Below are 19,612 nucleotides of genomic sequence, written 5' to 3'. Positions count from 1 at the left end.
CTTATTGGCCCGTATCGAATTACAGAGGAATTAAATGTTAACTACCTTGCGTCGAATAGTATTAGAGTTTAGTCAAGAAGCTGAACTGCAAAATGCGCTTGAACGTATGGTTTACAATGTAAAGAAAGCGATGAAAACAGATTGTTGTTCAATTTATCTCGCTGATTATCACCAACAACATTTTTTATTAATGGCGTCTGATGGTTTGGCTAAAACGTCAGTAGGGGAAACGAGTATCGGTTTCTCTGAAGGATTAGTCGGTTTAGTGGGCCAGCGAGAAGAGCCGTTAAATATTGCTGATGCTCAGCAGCATCAAGACTATATGCATGCGCCAGAAGTAGAAGAAGATGATTTTAATGCCTTTTTAGGCACACCCATTATTCACCAACGTAAAGTGCTTGGTATTTTAGCTATTCAGCAAAAAGAGTCTCGTCATTATACTGAAAATGATGAAGCTTTTTTAGTGACACTGTCGGCGCAACTTGCCAGTGCTTTAGCAAATGCTGAAGTTAAAAATTTATTAAGTCACCAACAGCAAAAAAATCAAGGCGTAAAACAGCTACATGGTATTGCTGGTGCTCCCGGCATTGCCCTAAGTGAAATTATTGTCTGCCAGCCGCAAGCGGATCTTGCTGCGGTCTCATTAAAAAAATCTCCAGACAGCCAAAAACAGTTATTGCGCTTTGAGCAAGCCGTTGAAAAAACGCGTATAGAATTTGATGTTTTAAGTAGTCAGTTAAGTGAAGCTATTGATGACGATAGCTTAGCTATTTTTGATGTGTATAAGCAATTGTTAGAGCAAGCCAGTTTAGGTCACGAAGTCGCGGCTAAAATATCAAAAGGTTGGCGCGCCGATAGTGCATTAAAGCTAGTGATTGAACATTATATCAGTCAGTTTGAAGCCATTGAAGACAGCTATTTTCGCGAGCGCGCGAGTGATATTCGAGATTTAGGTACTCGTTTATTGGTTAATATTCAGCAACAAGCAAAAGAAGAGCTGGAGTTACCTAAAGAATTTATTTTATTAGCACAAGATGTCAGTGCATCCTTGGTTGCTCAATATCAGCACCAAGGGTTGTTAGGAATTATTTCTTTAACAGGCTCTAATAACTCTCACGCCGCAATTTTAGCGCGTTCATTAGGCTTACCAGCCATCATGGGAGTTAATGCATTAGTGCTTGGTCAGTTGCATCAGCAACAGGCTATCATTGATGGTTATAGTGGTGAGTTATTTATTAACCCAGATGAAGGGTTAATACGAGAGTATCAATATTTATTAAGCCAAGAAAAAGCGCTTACCGATAAAGTGATGGAAGTAGCGCAATTACCTTGTATTACCCAAGATGGTAGAGCCATTGAAGTATTACTTAATGCTGGGTTATCAGCTGGTTTCGAACACTCAGCTAAACTTGGTGCTTTAGGTATTGGTTTATACCGTACTGAAATACCTTTTATGAATCGTAACTGTTTTCCATCAGAGCAAGAGCAAACTCAGCTGTATCGTAAAGTGTTACAGGTTTTTCCTAAACACGGCGTTACCATGCGAACTCTGGATGTTGGTGGCGACAAATCATTACCCTATTTCCCTATTAACGAAGAAAATCCTTTTCTTGGTTGGCGCGGCATACGAATCACCTTAGATCACCCTGAAATATTTCTGGTACAAGTACGTGCCATGTTACGGGCAAATCAAGGATTAAATAACTTAGAGATCATGTTGCCTATGATCTCGGGTGTTGAAGAAATTGATGAAGCGAATAGATTAATTAATCAGGCATTTTTTGAGCTTAAAGCTGAATTGACCAAAGATATAACGACAGAACTTATGTCAGCGAGGAATGAAGATGGTCATTTAACGCTACAACAGGCACAGCAAAAGGCGCAGGCGGTCTCTGCCAAATTAGTACGACCCAAAATCGGTATTATGTTGGAAGTGCCTTCTGTTATTTTTCAAATGGAAGCCTTAGCTAAACGCGTTGATTTCTTTTCCGTTGGTAGTAATGATTTAACACAGTACTTATTAGCTGTTGATCGAAATAATAGCCAAGTCGCTAATTTATATGATGCTTTTCATCCAGCAGTCTTAAATGCTTTAAATAGTATTGCGCAACAATCAGCGAAATATTTAACACCCATTAGTTTATGTGGAGAACTTGCCTCACAACCTGCAGGGGCCATTTTATTATTGGCGATGGGCTTTGATAAAATTAGTATGAATGGCCATAACGTTCCCCGTATTAAGTGGGTTATTCGTCATATTTCTTTTGAACAAGCACAGAATATTTTAAATAAAACATTAACATTAACTACAGCTAAAGAAGTGCACAGTTACCTCAACGAACAGCTTGAAGTGCTCGGTCTTGGTGGATTTATTCGGGCAGGTTTTTAGTTTATAGCCATAACTAATAAAGACCAACGATCAACCACGCATAGTTTTATTCCATATTTAGGAGCGGGTTTTCCGCAAAACAGAATGATTTTAACAGTATTAATTTCTTGTATCGTTTTAGGTAGTGTTGTTGGTTTTTTAGCGGGCTTATTGGGTATTGGCGGCGGTCTCATCATAGTACCTGCCTTGGTGTATTTACTTCCTATGGTGGGCGTTAGTAGCGATGTGGTTATGCCCATGGCGTTAGGCACTTCTTTAGGGGCGATTGTTATCACCTCAACCAGTGCTGCCTATGCTCATCATCGAAAAAGCAATATTCCGTGGCAGTTGGCAAAACAGTTAATGATCTTAGTTGCAGTAGGGGCATTGGTAGGAGCTTTTATTGCTGATTCACTTTCGAGTGAAGCATTAACGAGATTTTTCTCTTTCGTCGTTATTTTACTCGCCGCTTATATGTTGCTCTCAATAAACGCCTCCAAAGAAAGGTCGTTGCCCGCCACTTACGTATTGCAATTACTAAGCTTTATTACGGGTATCATTTCAAGTTTAATGGGCATTGCCGGTGGGGCTATTTTAGTCCCATCCTTGAGCTTTTTTGGCGTACCGGTTCGACACGCAATAGGCATTGCAACCGCTTGTGGTGTAATGGTTGCGCTATTCGGCTCCCTTGGATACATTATTACCGGATTTAATTTACCTAATCTTCCTGATTTGAGCTTAGGGTATCTTTATTTACCTGCTTTATTAGGCATTGTAATAAGTTCATCAATATTTGCGCCAATAGGTGTTAAATACGCGAGTAAACTACCGGTAAAAACCTTGAAGAAATTCTTTGCGGTTTTTCTTATTTTCGTCGCTATCAAAATGATGATAGGTTAATGTTTTTTCTGTGAGTACTTTGCGGTTTAACAGCGTATAATATTGCGCAATAAAAGATCTCGTTTTAATCGTATATTATGACGACATTTAACAGCTCAATTTTAGAAATATAACTTTATATACCAAAACTACCTGAAGATGCGTCTTCAAGTGGCTTGGGTATAGTAATATTTAGTTTTTAATTTTCTACTTTAAGCTCTACTTTTTAGAGATGGACAAGCAATGACAGACAAGTTTTTACAATTTCCGGTGATAGACCCGATCATATTTAGCATTGGCCCGGTATCTTTACGTTGGTATGGCACCATGTACTTAATTGGCTTTCTTGCCGCTATGTTTATGGCAAACAAGGCTGCTGATAGAAGTAACGGTTTATGGACGCGAGATCAAGTTAGTGACGTATTATTTTATGGATTCTTAGGTGTCATTCTAGGTGGCCGTGTTGGTTATGTACTATTTTACCAATTCGAATATTTCTTATCAGATCCACTCTATTTATTTGAAATATGGCAAGGAGGCATGTCCTTCCATGGCGGGTTATTGGGCGTCATTCTTGCGGTGTTTATTTTTGCCCGTAAAACCAATAAATCCTTTTTAGCGGTAGGCGATTTTGTTGTACCCCTAGTACCCATTGGTTTAGGAATGGGCCGTTTAGGTAACTTTATTAACGCTGAACTTTGGGGACGTCAAACCGATGTTTCTTGGGCTATGGTCTTTCCAACCGATCCATTACAAGTGCCACGTCATCCATCGCAATTGTATGAGTTTGCTTTAGAAGGGGTCGTGCTCTTTGCTATCTTATATATTATTAGCCGTAAAACACGCAGCCTAGGACTAGCATCAGGTACTTTCTTAATTGGTTATGGCGTATTTAGAAGTATTGTCGAATTCTTCCGTGAGCCTGACGCGCACCTTGGTTTGTATTTCTCCTTTATTTCAAAAGGCCAAATTTTGAGTATCCCGATGATCTTAGCAGGTATACTTATTATCTATTTAGGCTATTTATCGCAACAAAAATCAGCCATTGCTCAAGGTGATAAAGCTCTAGCAGCTGGCGGAAAATCAGGTAAAAAAACAGTAAAAGGAAATAACTAATGCGCGCTTATTTAGATTTATGTCAACGTATTATTGACCAAGGTACTTGGGTTGAAAATGAGCGTACAGGCAAACGTTGTTTGACTGTGATTAATGCTGATTTAGAATACAATGTGGGTAATAACGAATTTCCTTTAATTACCACACGTAAAAGTTTTTTTAAATCAGCCATTGCTGAATTTATTGGTTATATTCGTGGTTATGATAGTGCGGCCGATTTTCGTAAATTGGGCACGAAAACGTGGGATGCTAATGCCAACTTAAATGATGCTTGGCTTAATAATACTCACCGTAAAGGTGAAGATGACATGGGGCGAGTATATGGTATTCAAGGCCGAGCATGGGCAAAACCAGACGGTGGAACTATTGACCAGCTGAAAAAAATTGTTGATAACCTTAAAGATGGTATTGATGATCGTGCTGAGATTATGACCTTTTACAATCCTGGTGAGTTTCACATGGGTTGTTTAAGACCTTGCATGCATACCCATAATTTTTCTTTGCTTGGCGATACCTTGCATTTAACTAGCTTTCAACGTTCATGTGATGTTCCATTAGGGCTTAACTTTAACCAAGTGCAAGTCTTTGTTTTTCTAGCGCTAATGGCTCAAATAACGGGTAAGAAAGCCGGAATGGCATATCATAAAATAGTGAATGCTCATATTTATGAAGATCAGTTACCGCTGATGAAAGAAGTCCAGCTCAAGCGTGAACCGTTAGCTTTACCAAAACTTATTATTAACCCAGAAATTAAATCGTTAGAAGATCTTGAAACCTGGGTAACTATGGATGATTTTAAAGTTGAAGGTTATGAATGCCATGAAGCGATTAAGTATCCATTTGCAGTGTAGTTATTAATAATACTTGTCAATTATTAATGTAAAAAAGGCCACTTTATGAAGTGGCCTTTTTTTCTCTGCAGTGCGAGGAAAAGTCGTTAACCCAGCACAGAAACAAGTAAAGTTGTTGTTATTTAATTTATATTAAAGATATAAATATCAATTTTTTACCTGATTTTTTGGTGTTACTTAGCAAATACGACGGATTTTTTACCGTGTAAGAAAATTCGATGCTCAATATGGCAGCGTACCGCGCGAGCTAGCGTTAAACATTCTATATCACGTCCTTTAGCGGCTAGATCTTGAGGGTAATAACTGTGGTCAACAGTTTCAACACCTTGGCTAATAATTGGACCTTCATCAAGATCATCACTGACATAATGCGCAGTAGCGCCGACTAATTTAATACCACGATCATAGGCTTGATAATAAGGTCTAGCGCCCTTAAAACCAGGTAATAACGAGTGGTGAATATTAATCGCTTTACCGGACAGTTTTTTACACATATCACTAGAGAGTACTTGCATGTAACGTGCTAATACCACTAAATCTGCTTCAGAATCTTGAATGATCTGAAAAACTTTAGCTTCTTGTTCTGGTTTAGTTTCTTTAGTGATAGGTAGATGGTAATAAGGAATATCATGCCATTTGGCCAGATCTTCTAAATCAGGATGATTAGAAATAATTGCTGGAATTTCAATATTAAGATCACCAGTGCGATAACGATATAATAAGTCATTAAGACAATGATCGTGCTTCGACACCATGATCACAACTTTAGATTTATAAGGACTCGACGCCAGTTCCCATTTCATTTCAAATTCACTTGCCCGTTCACCGAACTGTTGGCAAAAGTCATCTCTATTAAAGTTTGTTGCTGTATCGGCTCTAAACTCTATACGGATGAAGAAACGATCTTGATCGGTATCATCGAACGAATGAATTTCATTAATATAAAAGCCTTGTTCAAACAAAAAACGGGTAACAACATCAACCGTTCCAGGCTGGCTAGGGCAGCTTGCGGTGATAACGTGGGTTTGCGATACTGGTTTGATATCGGACATTTTCGATCCTCTATTTTAATTTTAAAAGCGCTGAGTCTGATAAATTCAAATTTGAGCGGCTTTATTATTGTCGGTATTTATTCCCTTAAGTGGTTGAAAAAAGGCTTAAGGGGCTGTTGGTGTTATGTAAATAATGGTTAACCCGTATTATTGACTGCCTTGCGGATCCATAACCAAATATAGTCAAAAAAACTAATGTGAACAACTCATTATAACGTATCTTCACCTAGACGAAAATGTGATTAATAGCCTTAACGAAGATAGTTTTAACAATTTTTACTAGGAAACTGTCTATGCAGATTATAGTCAGTTAATTTGTGCTTGAGTTTGGACATATTCATCCAAAACCTTCTAGAAACGTATCACTGCTACTGTTGAGTTGATATAAAAAAACACTGTTCAAAACACCTCCATTATTTGTTATTTATCATTTATATTTCACAGCAGAAAAAATAAACACTTGTTGTTTTAGGTGAACTCTGGTTGAATCGATTTAATTAAACACCTGTATGATTTATCTCGTGAGACTTATGATTACCATTGAAGTGACACAGAAAGTATTAGCCCCAGCAGAGCAAGTAAACCAAGTTTTATTAGATCATCTACAGTTAGGCCGATTTTTTAATGCCAAGTTTAAATTAATAAAAATACAAAATAAGGGTGAATTAATTGGTGGTAAAGGTGCTATTCGCCAAATATCTATCGGAAAAATAGTCTTTGAGGAAGAAATTATTAGTGCAACCAATGAGCACATTTGTTATCGCATTGTTGGTAATTGGCCAGTATCAGATCATCAAGGCGATATTCAATTAACATCATTTGACGTTGATAATCAAACCACACAACTTGACTACGTTATTAAATTTAATGGACCTAAATGGTTACCTGCATTTTTGTTAAAGTTCTTTGTTGCCAGTGATATTAGCAAAGCCATGAAAAAGTTAGCGGAGCACTTTGCCGATAGGCACATTTCAGTGGAGAACATTGCATGACTATTGAAGTGATTTTATTGGCATTAAGTCCAATATTTTTAACCTTTGTTATTTACGAGTTTGTTAAACACCGTAAGCTTTATGATATTAAAGACAGTTTAACAAATACAGCGTTAGCACTTTTACATCAAGGATCCGATGCGCTTGCTTTAGTATTATTGATGCCTTTTTTTTACTGGCTACATCAATTTGCAATGTTTGAATTATCACTCAGTTTCACTAGCATTTTTATCGCTTTTTTATTACAAGATTTTCTTTATTATTGGTTTCATAAAGCGTCACATCACATCCATTGGCTGTGGGCAGCACATGTTGTGCATCACAGTTCAACCAAGATGAACTTTTCAACTGCTTTTAGACAATCGTTAATGTATCCATTAGCAGGTATGTGGATTTTTTGGATGCCAATGATTATTGTTGGTTTCGATCCGAACACCGTTTTTACCGTGGTTGCACTTAATTTGGCATATCAATTCTTTGTTCATACGCAAATTGTTTATAAACTAGGGTGGTTTGAAAAAATATTTAATACGCCTTCACATCATCGGGTGCATCATTCAACCAATAAAGCCTATTTAGACAGAAACTTTGCCGGTGTATTAATTATTTGGGATAAAATTTTTGGTACCTATATTGAAGAAAACGCTGAAAAAAATGGTCCTTGTCGCTATGGTATCGTTGGTCAAATCAAATCTAATAATCCGTTTTATATTAGTTTTCATCAGTGGATTTATATGTTTAAAAAGGCCTTTGAGGCAAAAGGGCTAAAAGCTAAGAGTCGTGTATTATTTACCTACCCAACAAGTTCAGTTGAAAAATAAAAGTACGAAACAAAAGTGCTAAACAAAAATGCTCCACTAAGTATGACTTACTGGAGCTTTTAAATTTTTAACTAATCGTTCTAACCGATAGCTTCAACTAAATATTTTAAAATAGACTGACTAACACTCGATAATATTAACCGCTAAACCACCACGTGAAGTTTCTTTATATTTAGTTTTCATATCATTACCAGTTTCCCACATAGTTTTGATTACTTTATCTAAAGATACTTTTGATGTGCCATTACCACGAAGTGCTAAACGAGAAGCATTAATTGCTTTTACTGAGCCCATCGCATTACGTTCAATACAAGGTACTTGTACTAAGCCGCCAACTGGATCGCATGTTAATCCTAAGTTATGTTCCATACCTATTTCAGCTGCATTTTCTACTTGAATGGGAGTACCACCCAAAATTTCAGTTAATGCGCCAGCAGCCATTGAACAAGCTACACCAACTTCACCCTGGCAGCCAACTTCTGCGCCAGAAATAGAAGCGTTAGTCTTGTATAAAATACCAATGGCTGCTGCGGTAAGTAAGTAACGAATACAATCATCATCAGATACTGGCTTAACAAACTTGTCGTAGTAACAAAGTACAGCAGGAATAATACCTGCTGCGCCGTTTGTTGGTGCTGTAACTACGCGGCTTCCGGCAGCATTTTCTTCATTTACCGCCATTGCGAACAAGTTAACCCAATCCATAGCGGTAAGTGGATCGTTAGAATTTTCTACCATCAAGGAGCGATGAAGAGCAGGGGCTCTACGATTTAAGTTTAGACCACCAGGTAGAATACCTTCAGTAGCAATACCGCGGTCAACACTCGCTTTCATCGCATCCCAAATTTCAATTAATTTAGTGCGTATGGTCGCTTCATCGTTTAAGCACTTTTCATTATTCATCATAATGGTACTAATGCTTAAACCATGCACTTTAGCTTCATGGAGTAATTTATCGCCAGTAGTAAAAACATGCGGAGGATTGATATTGGTGTGTAGAGATAATGCTTTATCTTTTTCTTTTTCGAAGTCACAGTCTTCTACAATAAAGCCACCGCCAATAGAATAATAAGTCTTTTCTAATACCAAGGTATCGCCTTGATAGGCATACAAAGTCATGGCATTAGAATGAGCGGGCAATGTTTTCTTACGATGATAAATAATAGCGTCATCTTTAGGGAAATCGACTTCATGAGTACCATTGAGTGATATTTTTTGGCTGCTTACAACTTCGGCTAAGGTCGACTCTATTGACTCAACAGGGATATTTTCCGGTGTTTGACCAGAAAAGCCTAAAATTACAGCTTTACCCGTACCATGGCCAATACCTGTTTGTCCTAATGAGCCGAATAGTTCACATTTAGCTCTGTCGACACTAGTTAATAAATTTTGTTTAACTAATTCATCAACGAAAAGTTTCGCGGCTTTCATAGGGCCCACTGTATGTGAGCTTGATGGACCTATGCCAATAGAAAACATATCAAATACACTGATCATAATTTTTACCTTTGCTCTGCTTATGTAATAGACACTATTCTTTAATTATAGACTCAATTCTCTCTAAGCGATAGCTCGGTGAAATGGACCGCTACAATATCAAATATGGGCTGTGCCGTCATATTCCGAATTATAGTTGGTATTTATTAGAATAATGGGATTATTGTCGATTGCTTGTATCGATAGTAATTCTAGCTGAAAGTGAACAAATAAAGAACCAAAATATTCAACTATCAAAGAACTAAATGCACTAACAAGGGGACATATACCCGTCACCATTCAAAGAACTCGATTTCAGAGGGTGTTAAAAACGATTTAGGCAAGGTGCTTATGGTAAAGAATGATTATTACATTGTTCAAAGGAATAACGCAGCGTAAATCCTTTTTAAACCCATCTTATAAGGTTGTGAGCCATTCCATTTTGTTGTTACAGCAATAACATAGGGGGTAACCACAATTTAACCATTGCGCCTAAAACTGAAATGGCTTACAACCTCTGAAACGTGCGTCTAAATTGTTAACGGGTATATTGAAGAACTAGCGAATTGACTAGTTTATGTGGGCAACTAAATCTTTGAGCATTACCGCGGTAGCACCCCAAATATTGTATTCTTTATAGGGAAGGAAATGCACATTGTGTTGTTTTCCACCTTTATGGGCAACAAAAACATGATGGTCTGTAGTGGTTAAAAAATGCTGTAGGGGTACCTGAAATACTTCAGTGACTTCATTTGTATCTATCTGATAAATTTGTGAACTGGCAACAATGGCGATAATAGGTGTAACTTGAAAACCACTAATGGTCTCATAGGGGGGTAGTTGACCAGCCACAGTTACTGCTTCACGAGACAAACCTATTTCTTCAAAAGCTTCTCGAAGGGCGGTATCTATAAGTGATTTATCTTCTCGTTCTACTTTTCCACCGGGGAAACTTACTTGAGATGGGTGATGTTTTAAGTGGCTAGCTCGTTTAGTTAATAAAACTTGCAAACCTTCACCACTATCTGATTCGACTAAAGCGATGAGTACAGCTGCCGATCTTAGAGGTGAAGGGTGCTGATAGTTATGCTCAGACTCGGCCAACTGTAATAAATTAAAGCGTAATAAAAATTCATCTTTTGTCATTGGTACTACTCTTTAAAAGTACTCTTTAACAGTACTACTTTTAGTATCGATTTTAGTTGTCTTAGCTAAGGTATGAATTAAGGCGTTAGCTAAGGTGTTATACCCGCTCCACTTGAATATGCTCGTTTCAGGAAGTCTGAGCGATTCATAATTAAGGCACTTTTATTTATTAAGGGTTATTCCCTTAAAAAGAAAGGTAACGCAGAGTATGATTTGCCCAGCCTTCCCCCAAGGCGTTTCTAATTCCAGCTGAATCATGCATCTTCAAGTGGAACGGGTATAGTTAAAGCCTACACCTGATTGAGTTTTGATAATACCGGTAAAATGCAATTAACTTTGTCAAAAGTTTCTTGATACTCACTTTCTGCAGTTGAATCAGCGACCAACCCGCCACCAGCCCAGCAATGAATCGTCTTCTCGCTGTTAGACGATTCCTTTGAAGTCTTTTCGCTTGGCTGACAAATTAAGGTACGAATGGTAATACTGGTATCCATAGTGCCACAATTGGAGAGGTAGCCAATTGAGCCGCAATAAACACTGCGACGGTGTGGCTCTAGCTCTTCAATGATTTCCATCGCGCGTATTTTAGGAGCACCTGTAATAGAGCCTCCCGGAAAGGCACCGCGCAGTAAATCAGTGGCATGTTTATCACTAGCAAGTATGCCTTCAACGGTACTCACTAAATGATGTACCGCAGGGAAGCTTTCAATATCAAAAAGTTTAGGTACCTTGACCGAGCCAGCTTGACAACTTTTACTGATGTCATTACGCAGTAAATCAACAATCATTAAGTTTTCAGCATTATCTTTACTTGAATGCCTTAGTATTTCGGCATTTTTAGCATCTTGAACTTTATCATCACTACGCGGCATTGTGCCTTTAATGGGTTTACTTTGTACCTTACCTTGCGATAACTGTAAAAATCGCTCAGGGGATACACTTAAAATGGCAGCATGGTCTAAGCGAATAAAAGCAGAGAATGGCGCTTTATTTGCCGATTTTAAGGCTAAGTAAGCTTCAAACTCATCACCTTGGTATTGGGCACTAAAGCGTTGCGCTAAATTAATTTGGTAACAATCACCGCTCAATAAATAAATTTGCACCTTATCAAATTTTTCAATGTAATCGGCTTTATCCATGTTTGATTGCCAGCTACTGGTTAAGTGAAAATTATCAGTTGTGACATCAGCTTTTGCTGGCGGTATATTTGAACTCACAGTTGAATTAATAAGTGCTACTTCAATCTCGGCTCGCTTGTCATCAGGGCAAACTAAGTAAAACTTTGCTGAGTTTTTATCAAAAATAACGGCGCGATCATAAAGACCAACGGCCATCTCAGGTAAATCAATGTCCTGTTTTGCTAAATTAGGTAGTTGCTCAAATCGACGACCTAAATCATAGGAGAAATAACCTAATGCACCACCTAAAAAAGGCAGGAACTCATGTGGAGACTGAAGTGTTGTAAATAACTGTGCCTGAAGCTGCTTAAGCAATAATAGTGGGTCTTTAGTACTTTTTTCACTAATACTCTTTTCAGGGGTATAGACATCAGGAAAACAGATTTCGGTGCTATTACCTTGTGCAGTTAGGGTTGCAATGGGCTGCCACACTAAAATATCAAAACGGCTATCAATATGTTCACTATTACCTGAATCTAGCCACATAGCCCAAGCTTGTTGAGCCATAGGGGCAAATATGGCTTCTGCTGTAGTGCCACTTTTTAGGGACAGTTCTTTAGCTGAGATAACAGTAGTTGGGTGTTTGGCAGTGATTGTCTGGAACAAGGTTTTTATTACTCTAAGTATTCGCTAGTTAAATAGTTATTATCAGTAACAAGAGACTGGCAGCACTTTCAATAGCGGGTTATTATGTGTAGTAGAATTATTATAACTTTCAACCACGCATTATTAAAGCTAATAGAGAGCACTATGGCCATCATTAAACAACAAGACGTAATCGATAGTATTGAAGATGCATTGCAATATATTTCTTATTATCACCCGATTGATTTTATTCAGGCACTAGAAAAAGCCTATAACAAAGAAGAATCAACGGCGGCGAAAGACGCAATAGCACAAATTTTAATTAACTCACGTATGTCAGCACAGGGTAAACGCCCAATCTGTCAAGATACCGGTATTGTTACCTGTTTTGTTAAAGTAGGTATGGAAGTTCAGTGGGATAAAACTGACATGACCGTACAGCAAATGGTTGATGAAGGTACGCGTCGTGCGTATTTAAATCCTGATAATCCATTACGCGCCTCAATAGTTAAAGACCCAGCAGGAAAGCGTATAAATACTAAAGATAATACGCCGGCCGTTGTTCATATCGACATGGTTCCGGGCGCTGGTCTTGAAATCATGATTGCTGCTAAAGGCGGCGGTAGTGAAAACAAAACTAAAATGGCGATGTTAAACCCATCTGACTCAATTGCTGATTGGGTTGTTAAAACTCTACCTACAATGGGCGCAGGTTGGTGTCCACCAGGAATGTTAGGTATAGGTATTGGTGGTACTGCTGAAAAAGCAGGCGTATTAGCGAAAGAAAGCTTAATGGACCCAGTAAACATTCAAGACTTAATTGAACGTGGTCCACAAAATGCAGAAGAAGAATTACGCCTTGAAATTTTTGAACGTGTAAATAAATTAGGTATTGGCGCGCAAGGTTTAGGTGGTTTAACAACCGTAGTTGATGTGAAAATTAACTCAGTACCAACGCATGCGGCTTCTAAACCTGTTGTTATGATCCCGAATTGTGCCGCTACACGCCATGTACACTTCCACCTTGACGGTTCTGGTCCTGCTGATTTAACGCCACCTAAGCTTGAAGAGTGGCCAGAAATCACCTGGGAAGTTGGTGAAAATGTTCGTCGTGTCAATGTTGATGATTTAGGTAAAGCGGATATTAGCGATTGGAAAACTGGTGAAACTGTTTTACTTAGCGGTACCATCTTAACGGGTCGTGATGCTGCGCATAAACGTATTCAAGATATGTTAGCTAAGGGCGAAAAACTGCCGGTAGACTTTACTGACAAGTTTATTTATTACGTAGGCCCTGTAGATGCCATTGGTGATGAAGCGGTTGGTCCTGCGGGCCCTACAACAGCAACACGTATGGATAAATTTACTGAGATGATGTTAGCTGAGACAGGTCTTTTAGGCACAATCGGTAAAGCCGAACGTGGTGCTCAAACTTGTGAAAGCATTAAAAACCATAAGTCTGTGTACTTAATGGCTGTCGGTGGTGCTGCTTACCTTGTATCAAAAGCAATCAAAAAAGCGAAAGTGGTTGCCTTTGAAGACATGGGTATGGAAGCTATCTATGAATTTGTAGTAGAAGACATGCCAGTCACTGTTGCTGTTGATAGCACCGGCGAATCTGCTCATGTAACAGGCCCTGAAATTTGGAAAGTTAAAATCCAAGAAGCTGAAGACAAAGCAAAGACTTAATTTAAGGGGGAGTTAGTAAAAACTAGTTACCACTTAATGACACTTTATGAAAAGGCGCTTATAGCGCCTTTTTTGTGCCTGACTCCTTAAAATGTGATGATTGAAGTGTGGGGCATGAGGTATCGTTATATAAAATGTTAAGTTGCGATGTAACTTTTCACTCCACGCTTTTCAGTCTTTGTTCGGACTAATATTTTCATGGTGATGGGCATCACAATATAAGAAATAATAGGCACAATAATACCGACTACAATACATACATGCAGTAGTTTGTTATCAGGTAGATACGGACTAATCCATGTAGGAATAAAATACACTAAAGGAACCAGTGCGAAATAGTTAATGAGTGCAAGTAAGTGTTTGTTAGGCGGTATCATAAATTACTCCGAAGACTATAGCCTATAAAATATTGTGAACTAATAAATACTGGCCGATGTTGATACATCGACCGATATTCAATTATTGTGTCTTATGTTTAACCTTGACCAACCACTATTATTTCTACATCGCTAGTGGCGATAATATCGGTTTTATAGCTACGAATTAAATCGCCATCTTCTGCACTAAAGTTGTTATTTTCATCTGAAAAATCAGCGGTGCCTTTACTGACATAAGCTAATACCTCTTCGCTAAAGCTAATGTTTTCACCTGATGATAAGCGCACAATATCTATGGTTGTTTTGCTGGAAAAAGTTTTATTCTGATTTTTTTGTCCACCAGAGTCTTTACCTCCATAAATACGGCTGACACCTTTTGCCTTTAATGGATAATGTTTATAACCAGCCGGTTCTCCTGCTACTTCAGGTAATACCCACAATTGCAACAGACGGTTTTTAGTGTTGTCAGGGTTTATCTCATTATGTGAGAAACCTTCACCACCAGCACGTTGAACCTGTACTTCACCTGCGGTCAAACTTTGGCCATGCTTTAAAGAACCTTCATGAGTTACTCGACCCGTCAGCATGATTGAAATAACATCAATCTCTTTGTGAGGATGCATGTGGGTTTCACCATGAGGGTTAAACTGTGCGTCAGCTAGATAGACAAAACTGCCGATACCATCAAAAGTATTAGGCGCTTTACGTGAGCCAAAAAGACGACGGTCTGTTACTAAGCGGTGTTCGGTTAAACCGGCAAAACCGCCTAAAGGTAATGATTTTCTGCTGAGTACTTGCATGTTCTACTCCTAATAATTGGGGACTGTGTTTCAGTGATTACAATCATAAGTGTTAAGCATTGTTTGATAAATGCCACTTTGTTGATATGATAATCTCATTATCAACAACAATAATGATTTATTGAAGAGCGTGTGAACGAGTCTTTTTATTTCACGCTCTATATAACGCTTTGTGTTTAGGAAATACAGCAATGGAACATGATTTAAATGACATGATGGTTTTCTTAGCCGTCGTTGAGACTGGCAGCTTTACCCTAGCCGCAGACAGGCTTGGTATGCCTAAAGCCAATGTCAGCCGAAAAGTGTCGCGCTTAGAGAAAAACCTTGCCGTTACTTTACTCGAGCGCTCAACACGCTCTCAGCATCTAACTGAAGCAGGGCGCCGTTATTTAGCCCACTGTAAACGCATTCATGAAGAGCTTGATTTAGCGACCGCCTCAGTCTGTGAACTTTTTCATAGCTATACAGGTGAACTAAAAATTGGGGCATCTGTTGCTAGCGGGCAACAAGTCTTAAGGCCAGCACTTGGCAAGTTTATGCGCCAGTATCCAGATCTTAAAGTACAGCTTAACTTAGTGAATAGACGGGTTGATTTTATTGAAGAGGGCTTTGATGTAGTCATTCGCATAGGGCAATTAAATGACTCGATGTTAATTGCAAAAAAGTTGGGTGCCATTAACCGAAAAATATTCGCCAGCCCAAGCTATTTAGCCAAACAAGGTAATCCAGATAAGGTTGAGCAGCTAACCGAGCATCAGTTGCTGATAATGAATCCACTTAATATTTCAGGGAATAAAGACTTAAAGTTACCGTTAACCTCAACGGATCACGAGACATTCACTTTAGATTGTCAGCCACGCTTACTTGTCGATGATTTTTCCATGCTCAAACAAGCTATTGTCGATGGTTTAGGCATAGGGGTGCTCCCTGATTACATGTGTCGTCAAGAAGTGGCTTCAGGTCAATTAGTTAATATACTACCTGACTGGGGCATGGCAAAAGTTGACATTTATGCACTATACCCAAAACATCGAGCAAAAATCCCTAAAGTCAAAGCCTTCATCGATTTTGTGAGTGAACTCTATGGTGAAGTCCTGTAGTAATGCTACGTTATCTATTGATTTTTATATCAGTTATGGGTTTAATCAATTAAGTACTAAACTGGATTAATGTAATTAGCACTTTAGTTATATTATTAAAAATAATGGGGATATTATGCAAGGATCTATATATACAGCATTCTCAGATATGATTGTTGAGCAAATGGGAATGGAGCAGTGGAATGAATTAATTGAACAAACCAAGCCACCGTCACATGGAATATATACAAGCGGAGAGCAATACCAAGACAGTGAACTGATAAACATGGTGAAAGCACTATCGATTAAAACCGGTATTGAAGTTGATCAGTTAATTGAAAAATTTGGCCGATATTTATTTAAAAAATTATACGATACCAGCCCAGTAGACATCTCCACAATAGGTAGCTTAAAGAGCTTTTTACTTGCGATAGATAACCTCATTCATGTCGAAGTAAAACGTCTTCATCCCAAAGCTTATTTACCCACCTTTGAATATGAAACGGTAGATGATAATACCCTTATTATGTATTACAGCTCTAAGCGTAAATTATGTCATGTCAGTATCGGCTTAATTTTTGGTGCCGCGGATCAATTCAATGAAAAAATATCAATAGCGCACCCCGAATGTATGCATCATGGGGCTTCACGTTGTAAATTAGTGGTAACGTTTGAAGGTCACAATGAATAAGCCAGACCCCTATAGAGTTGCCTATGAGCGAGAGCGAAAAGCGAGATTACTTGCTGAGCACTTATTAGATAACAAAACGCGTAGTCTTTATGACAATTGTATTAAGCTTGAGTCAACCGTAAAAGCACTTAAAACAACTCAGCAACAGCTCATACAATCTGAAAAAATGGCCTCTATAGGTCAGCTTGCGGCAGGCGTTGCTCATGAAATAAATAATCCTATAGGTTATTCAATCAGCAACTTATCTATGCTGTCTGAATATGTCGATTCATTTCTTCTGTTAGATGATTTCATGATCTCTAATTTACCTGCATTAGCATCACAAGATGTTGCTCAATCCTATCAACAATTGAGGGAACAAGAAGACATTGATTATATTAGAGGTGATGTAAAATCTATGATGGCTGAAACAGGCAAAGGGCTGAATAGAGTTAAAGAAATCGTTAGTAATTTGAATAAAGTGAGTCACTCTGGCTCTTTTGAAAAAGAGCTTTGCGATATTAATATGCTCATTGAAGAGTCTCTTAAAGTTGTATGGAATGAGTTGAAATATTGCTTAACGGTAAATAAACACTTTACAGGATTACCTAAAATTTATTGTCATCCAGGTGAAATTAACCAAGTGTTGTTGAATATGTTTATAAACGCGGCCCACGCAACAAAAGACAAAGGTGCTTTAGATATAACGACCGGAATTAAGCAGGAGAAGGGAAGGGAGTACCTGACTATTGAAATAAGCGATCAAGGTGAAGGTATACCTCAGAAGGTAATTAATAAAATTTTCGACCCCTTTTTTACCACTAAACCAGTAGGTGTTGGCACCGGATTAGGTTTATCAGTCTCTTTTGGGATTATTGAAAAACACAAAGGTAAAATAGAGGTGGCTAGTGAGGAAAATCAAGGCACTACCTTTACTATTTACTTACCATATTAGCCATTAACTCAATAATTGACTTAGCTACAGCATGGCTACAAATGCTGTATCCGTTATAATTCAAACCTCTGAGACATGCATCTTGATTGATAACGGGTATATAATGATGCCGTGTCTAGCCAATTAAATAGCGAACTATGAAAGATTGTAATCAATGCGGAAAATGTTGTATCAAATATGGGGGAGAAGATCTTTCGGCCACAAAAGAAGAAATTGACCTGTGGGAGATATTTAACCCAGATATATTCAAATACGTGATAAACAATGAGATATGGTTCGACCCTGAATCAGGTGCAAGGTTAACAAGTTGTCCTTTTCTCGATATTGCTCCCAAGAAAAATCCGCTCGACCCAAACATGTATACCTGCAGCATTTACTTAGACAGACCAGAAGACTGTCGTCATTACCCTAGTCTTATTCCTGAAATGATTAGAGATGAATGTGAAATGATTGAAGTAATAGATTTAGCTAATCCAAAAAAAGCGCAAATAAAATTAGACATAATGATGGAAGATAGTCGCCCGGCAAGTTTTACTTAAAGTTCATCTAAATATAGTTACCTCCTCAATACATTGAGGAGGTAACTAACCTACGTGACATGACGTCACTTGCCATGCTTAGTTAGCTTGTAAGTTTTATGCGGTTGTAACAGACTTAGGGTTAACACCATAATCATTCGCATCATGTCCATCTTGTGCTAAGAAATAGATTAAAACAATCAAACCAATGATAGGAATTAATACTATTAATTGCCACCATCCAGAACGGCCAGTGTCATGTAATCTTCTTGCCGCTATGCTAATACTTGGGATTAGTAGTCCAAGACCGACCAATGCAGAAATGGCATCCAAACCAAGAACCGCTAAAACAACATTGATGATCATATAAATAAGTATGTACATCCAATACTCTTCTCTGCGTGCTCTGCCAGTGAAATCAGCATATTTTTTTAGTGCGCCTGTAAAATAATCCATTTTTGGACTCTCCTTGTTGTTAATAAACTTTTTAAAACTAATATTTGTTAGTTTGCGTGGATACTCTAATTAATCAAATACATAAGGGCAAGCACTATACTCATTAAAAGCATCATCCCAACGCTGAACGTCATTAGCACGTCTCCAACGAGCATGATAAAACTGCATCAAACAAGTGCCTTGTTTTAATTCTATGACAAGCGTATCAAATTCATTTACCTCACCATAATTGGGGTATGTATCGGCAACGCCCCATGATTTAGCTTTGTTTGTTTTTGCAAAATTTTGCCAAAATAAATCAATATCACTCCACTCATTTTTTTCGGCGTTCCAAGCTTGAAGCGTGCCTGAATCACTCTTTTTAACAAAACCATGCTCTGGTGCTGCAGCGTGAACATTGGTAATGATAAAACAAAGCATGAAAATAAATAATGTTTTCATTGGTGACTCCTAATAACTAAATGCCTCATTGAGAGGCGAGTAATTGTTTTCAAAAATGAGAGGCTGAACGAGATATAGCCAACTTATGTCAAGACTATAGTTATTATGATTTACGCGTCAACTTTAATTTATCTTAATTAACCGAGGTATCAAACTGTTAAAC

At 38.2% G+C, this 19,612-nt stretch carries 19 protein-coding genes; 11 read left to right on the top strand and 8 right to left on the bottom strand.

Features of this window, described 5'->3' with window-relative positions; all coding sequences use genetic code 11:
* The first annotated feature begins 34 nt into the window (after positions 1-34).
* From ptsP to CPS_RS16185, 4 genes are all read left to right on the top strand, one after another.
* Positions 35-2,389 (top strand): phosphoenolpyruvate--protein phosphotransferase, encoded by a 2,355-nt coding sequence (gene ptsP, locus CPS_RS16200; RefSeq protein ID WP_011044378.1) that lies wholly within the window; start codon positions 35-37, stop codon positions 2,387-2,389.
* Between the two features lie 84 nt (positions 2,390-2,473).
* Positions 2,474-3,268 (top strand): sulfite exporter TauE/SafE family protein, encoded by a 795-nt coding sequence (locus tag CPS_RS16195; protein ID WP_011044377.1) that lies wholly within the window; start codon positions 2,474-2,476, stop codon positions 3,266-3,268.
* Positions 3,269-3,490: 222 nt separating this feature from the next.
* On the top strand, positions 3,491-4,363 hold the full coding sequence (lgt, locus tag CPS_RS16190) for a prolipoprotein diacylglyceryl transferase (protein WP_011044376.1): 873 nt from the start codon (positions 3,491-3,493) through the stop codon (positions 4,361-4,363).
* On the top strand, positions 4,363-5,214 hold the full coding sequence (locus CPS_RS16185; protein WP_011044375.1) for a thymidylate synthase: 852 nt from the start codon (positions 4,363-4,365) through the stop codon (positions 5,212-5,214). The genes lgt and CPS_RS16185 overlap by 1 nt, the downstream gene beginning before the upstream one ends.
* A gap of 173 nt (positions 5,215-5,387) precedes the next feature.
* Here CPS_RS16185 and purU read toward each other — a convergent pair whose 3' ends face one another.
* Entirely contained in the window at positions 5,388-6,257 is an 870-nt protein-coding gene (purU, locus tag CPS_RS16180) for a formyltetrahydrofolate deformylase (protein ID WP_420794797.1), read from the bottom strand.
* 539 nt (positions 6,258-6,796) lie between these two features.
* Between purU and CPS_RS16175 the strand changes: the two genes are divergently transcribed.
* A complete protein-coding gene (locus CPS_RS16175) occupies positions 6,797-7,258 on the top strand; it encodes an SRPBCC family protein (protein WP_041738004.1) in 462 nt (153 codons plus the stop codon).
* Positions 7,255-8,079: a sterol desaturase family protein gene (locus tag CPS_RS16170; RefSeq protein WP_011044372.1), complete on the top strand. Its 825-nt coding sequence runs from the start codon at positions 7,255-7,257 to the stop codon at positions 8,077-8,079. Before CPS_RS16175 ends, CPS_RS16170 begins: the two co-directional genes overlap by 4 nt.
* Positions 8,080-8,199: 120 nt before the next feature.
* On the opposite strand, the gene CPS_RS16165 is transcribed toward CPS_RS16170, so the two are convergent.
* From CPS_RS16165 to pabB, 3 genes are all read right to left on the bottom strand, one after another.
* Entirely contained in the window at positions 8,200-9,576 is a 1,377-nt protein-coding gene (locus tag CPS_RS16165) for an L-serine ammonia-lyase (RefSeq protein WP_011044371.1), read from the bottom strand.
* A gap of 549 nt (positions 9,577-10,125) precedes the next feature.
* Positions 10,126-10,701 (bottom strand): CoA pyrophosphatase, encoded by a 576-nt coding sequence (locus CPS_RS16160; RefSeq protein WP_011044369.1) that lies wholly within the window; start codon positions 10,699-10,701, stop codon positions 10,126-10,128.
* Positions 10,702-10,991: 290 nt separating this feature from the next.
* Complete coding sequence (gene pabB / locus CPS_RS16155) at positions 10,992-12,485, bottom strand: aminodeoxychorismate synthase component I (RefSeq protein ID WP_011044368.1); 1,494 nt, start codon at positions 12,483-12,485, stop codon at positions 10,992-10,994.
* A 144-nt stretch (positions 12,486-12,629) separates the two neighbouring features.
* Here pabB and CPS_RS16150 point away from each other — a divergent pair, with 144 nt between their 5' ends.
* Positions 12,630-14,153 carry a fumarate hydratase gene (locus tag CPS_RS16150; RefSeq protein WP_011044367.1) on the top strand — a complete coding sequence of 508 codons (1,524 nt, stop codon included), beginning with the start codon at positions 12,630-12,632 and terminating at the stop codon, positions 14,151-14,153.
* Between the two features lie 137 nt (positions 14,154-14,290).
* Here CPS_RS16150 and CPS_RS16145 read toward each other — a convergent pair whose 3' ends face one another.
* Together CPS_RS16145 and CPS_RS16140 are read right to left on the bottom strand one after the other, a co-directional pair.
* Positions 14,291-14,530, bottom strand: a complete 240-nt coding sequence (locus tag CPS_RS16145) for a hypothetical protein (protein ID WP_011044366.1) — start codon at positions 14,528-14,530, stop codon at positions 14,291-14,293.
* A gap of 98 nt (positions 14,531-14,628) precedes the next feature.
* Positions 14,629-15,330 (bottom strand): pirin family protein, encoded by a 702-nt coding sequence (locus tag CPS_RS16140; RefSeq protein ID WP_011044365.1) that lies wholly within the window; start codon positions 15,328-15,330, stop codon positions 14,629-14,631.
* A 191-nt stretch (positions 15,331-15,521) separates the two neighbouring features.
* Here CPS_RS16140 and CPS_RS16135 point away from each other — a divergent pair, with 191 nt between their 5' ends.
* From CPS_RS16135 to CPS_RS16120, 4 genes are all read left to right on the top strand, one after another.
* Positions 15,522-16,430 (top strand): LysR family transcriptional regulator, encoded by a 909-nt coding sequence (locus CPS_RS16135; protein WP_011044364.1) that lies wholly within the window; start codon positions 15,522-15,524, stop codon positions 16,428-16,430.
* Positions 16,431-16,545: 115 nt separating this feature from the next.
* A complete protein-coding gene (locus CPS_RS16130) occupies positions 16,546-17,100 on the top strand; it encodes a heme NO-binding domain-containing protein (protein WP_011044363.1) in 555 nt (184 codons plus the stop codon).
* Complete coding sequence (locus tag CPS_RS16125) at positions 17,093-18,034, top strand: sensor histidine kinase (protein ID WP_011044362.1); 942 nt, start codon at positions 17,093-17,095, stop codon at positions 18,032-18,034. The genes CPS_RS16130 and CPS_RS16125 overlap by 8 nt, the downstream gene beginning before the upstream one ends.
* 137 nt (positions 18,035-18,171) lie before the next feature.
* On the top strand, positions 18,172-18,573 hold the full coding sequence (locus CPS_RS16120; RefSeq protein ID WP_011044361.1) for a YkgJ family cysteine cluster protein: 402 nt from the start codon (positions 18,172-18,174) through the stop codon (positions 18,571-18,573).
* A gap of 96 nt (positions 18,574-18,669) precedes the next feature.
* On the opposite strand, the gene CPS_RS16115 is transcribed toward CPS_RS16120, so the two are convergent.
* Positions 18,670-19,008, bottom strand: a complete 339-nt coding sequence (locus CPS_RS16115; RefSeq protein WP_011044360.1) for a DUF805 domain-containing protein — start codon at positions 19,006-19,008, stop codon at positions 18,670-18,672.
* Between the two features lie 69 nt (positions 19,009-19,077).
* The gene (locus tag CPS_RS16110; protein WP_011044359.1) at positions 19,078-19,449 is read right to left on the bottom strand and encodes a hypothetical protein; all 372 of its coding nucleotides are present in this window, start codon (positions 19,447-19,449) and stop codon (positions 19,078-19,080) included.
* Positions 19,450-19,612: the final 163 nt, after the last annotated feature.

The sequence above is a fragment of the Colwellia psychrerythraea 34H genome, assembly GCF_000012325.1.
GTDB lineage: Bacteria > Pseudomonadota > Gammaproteobacteria > Enterobacterales > Alteromonadaceae > Colwellia > Colwellia psychrerythraea_A.
This window is presented reverse-complemented; position numbering and strand designations above follow the sequence as displayed.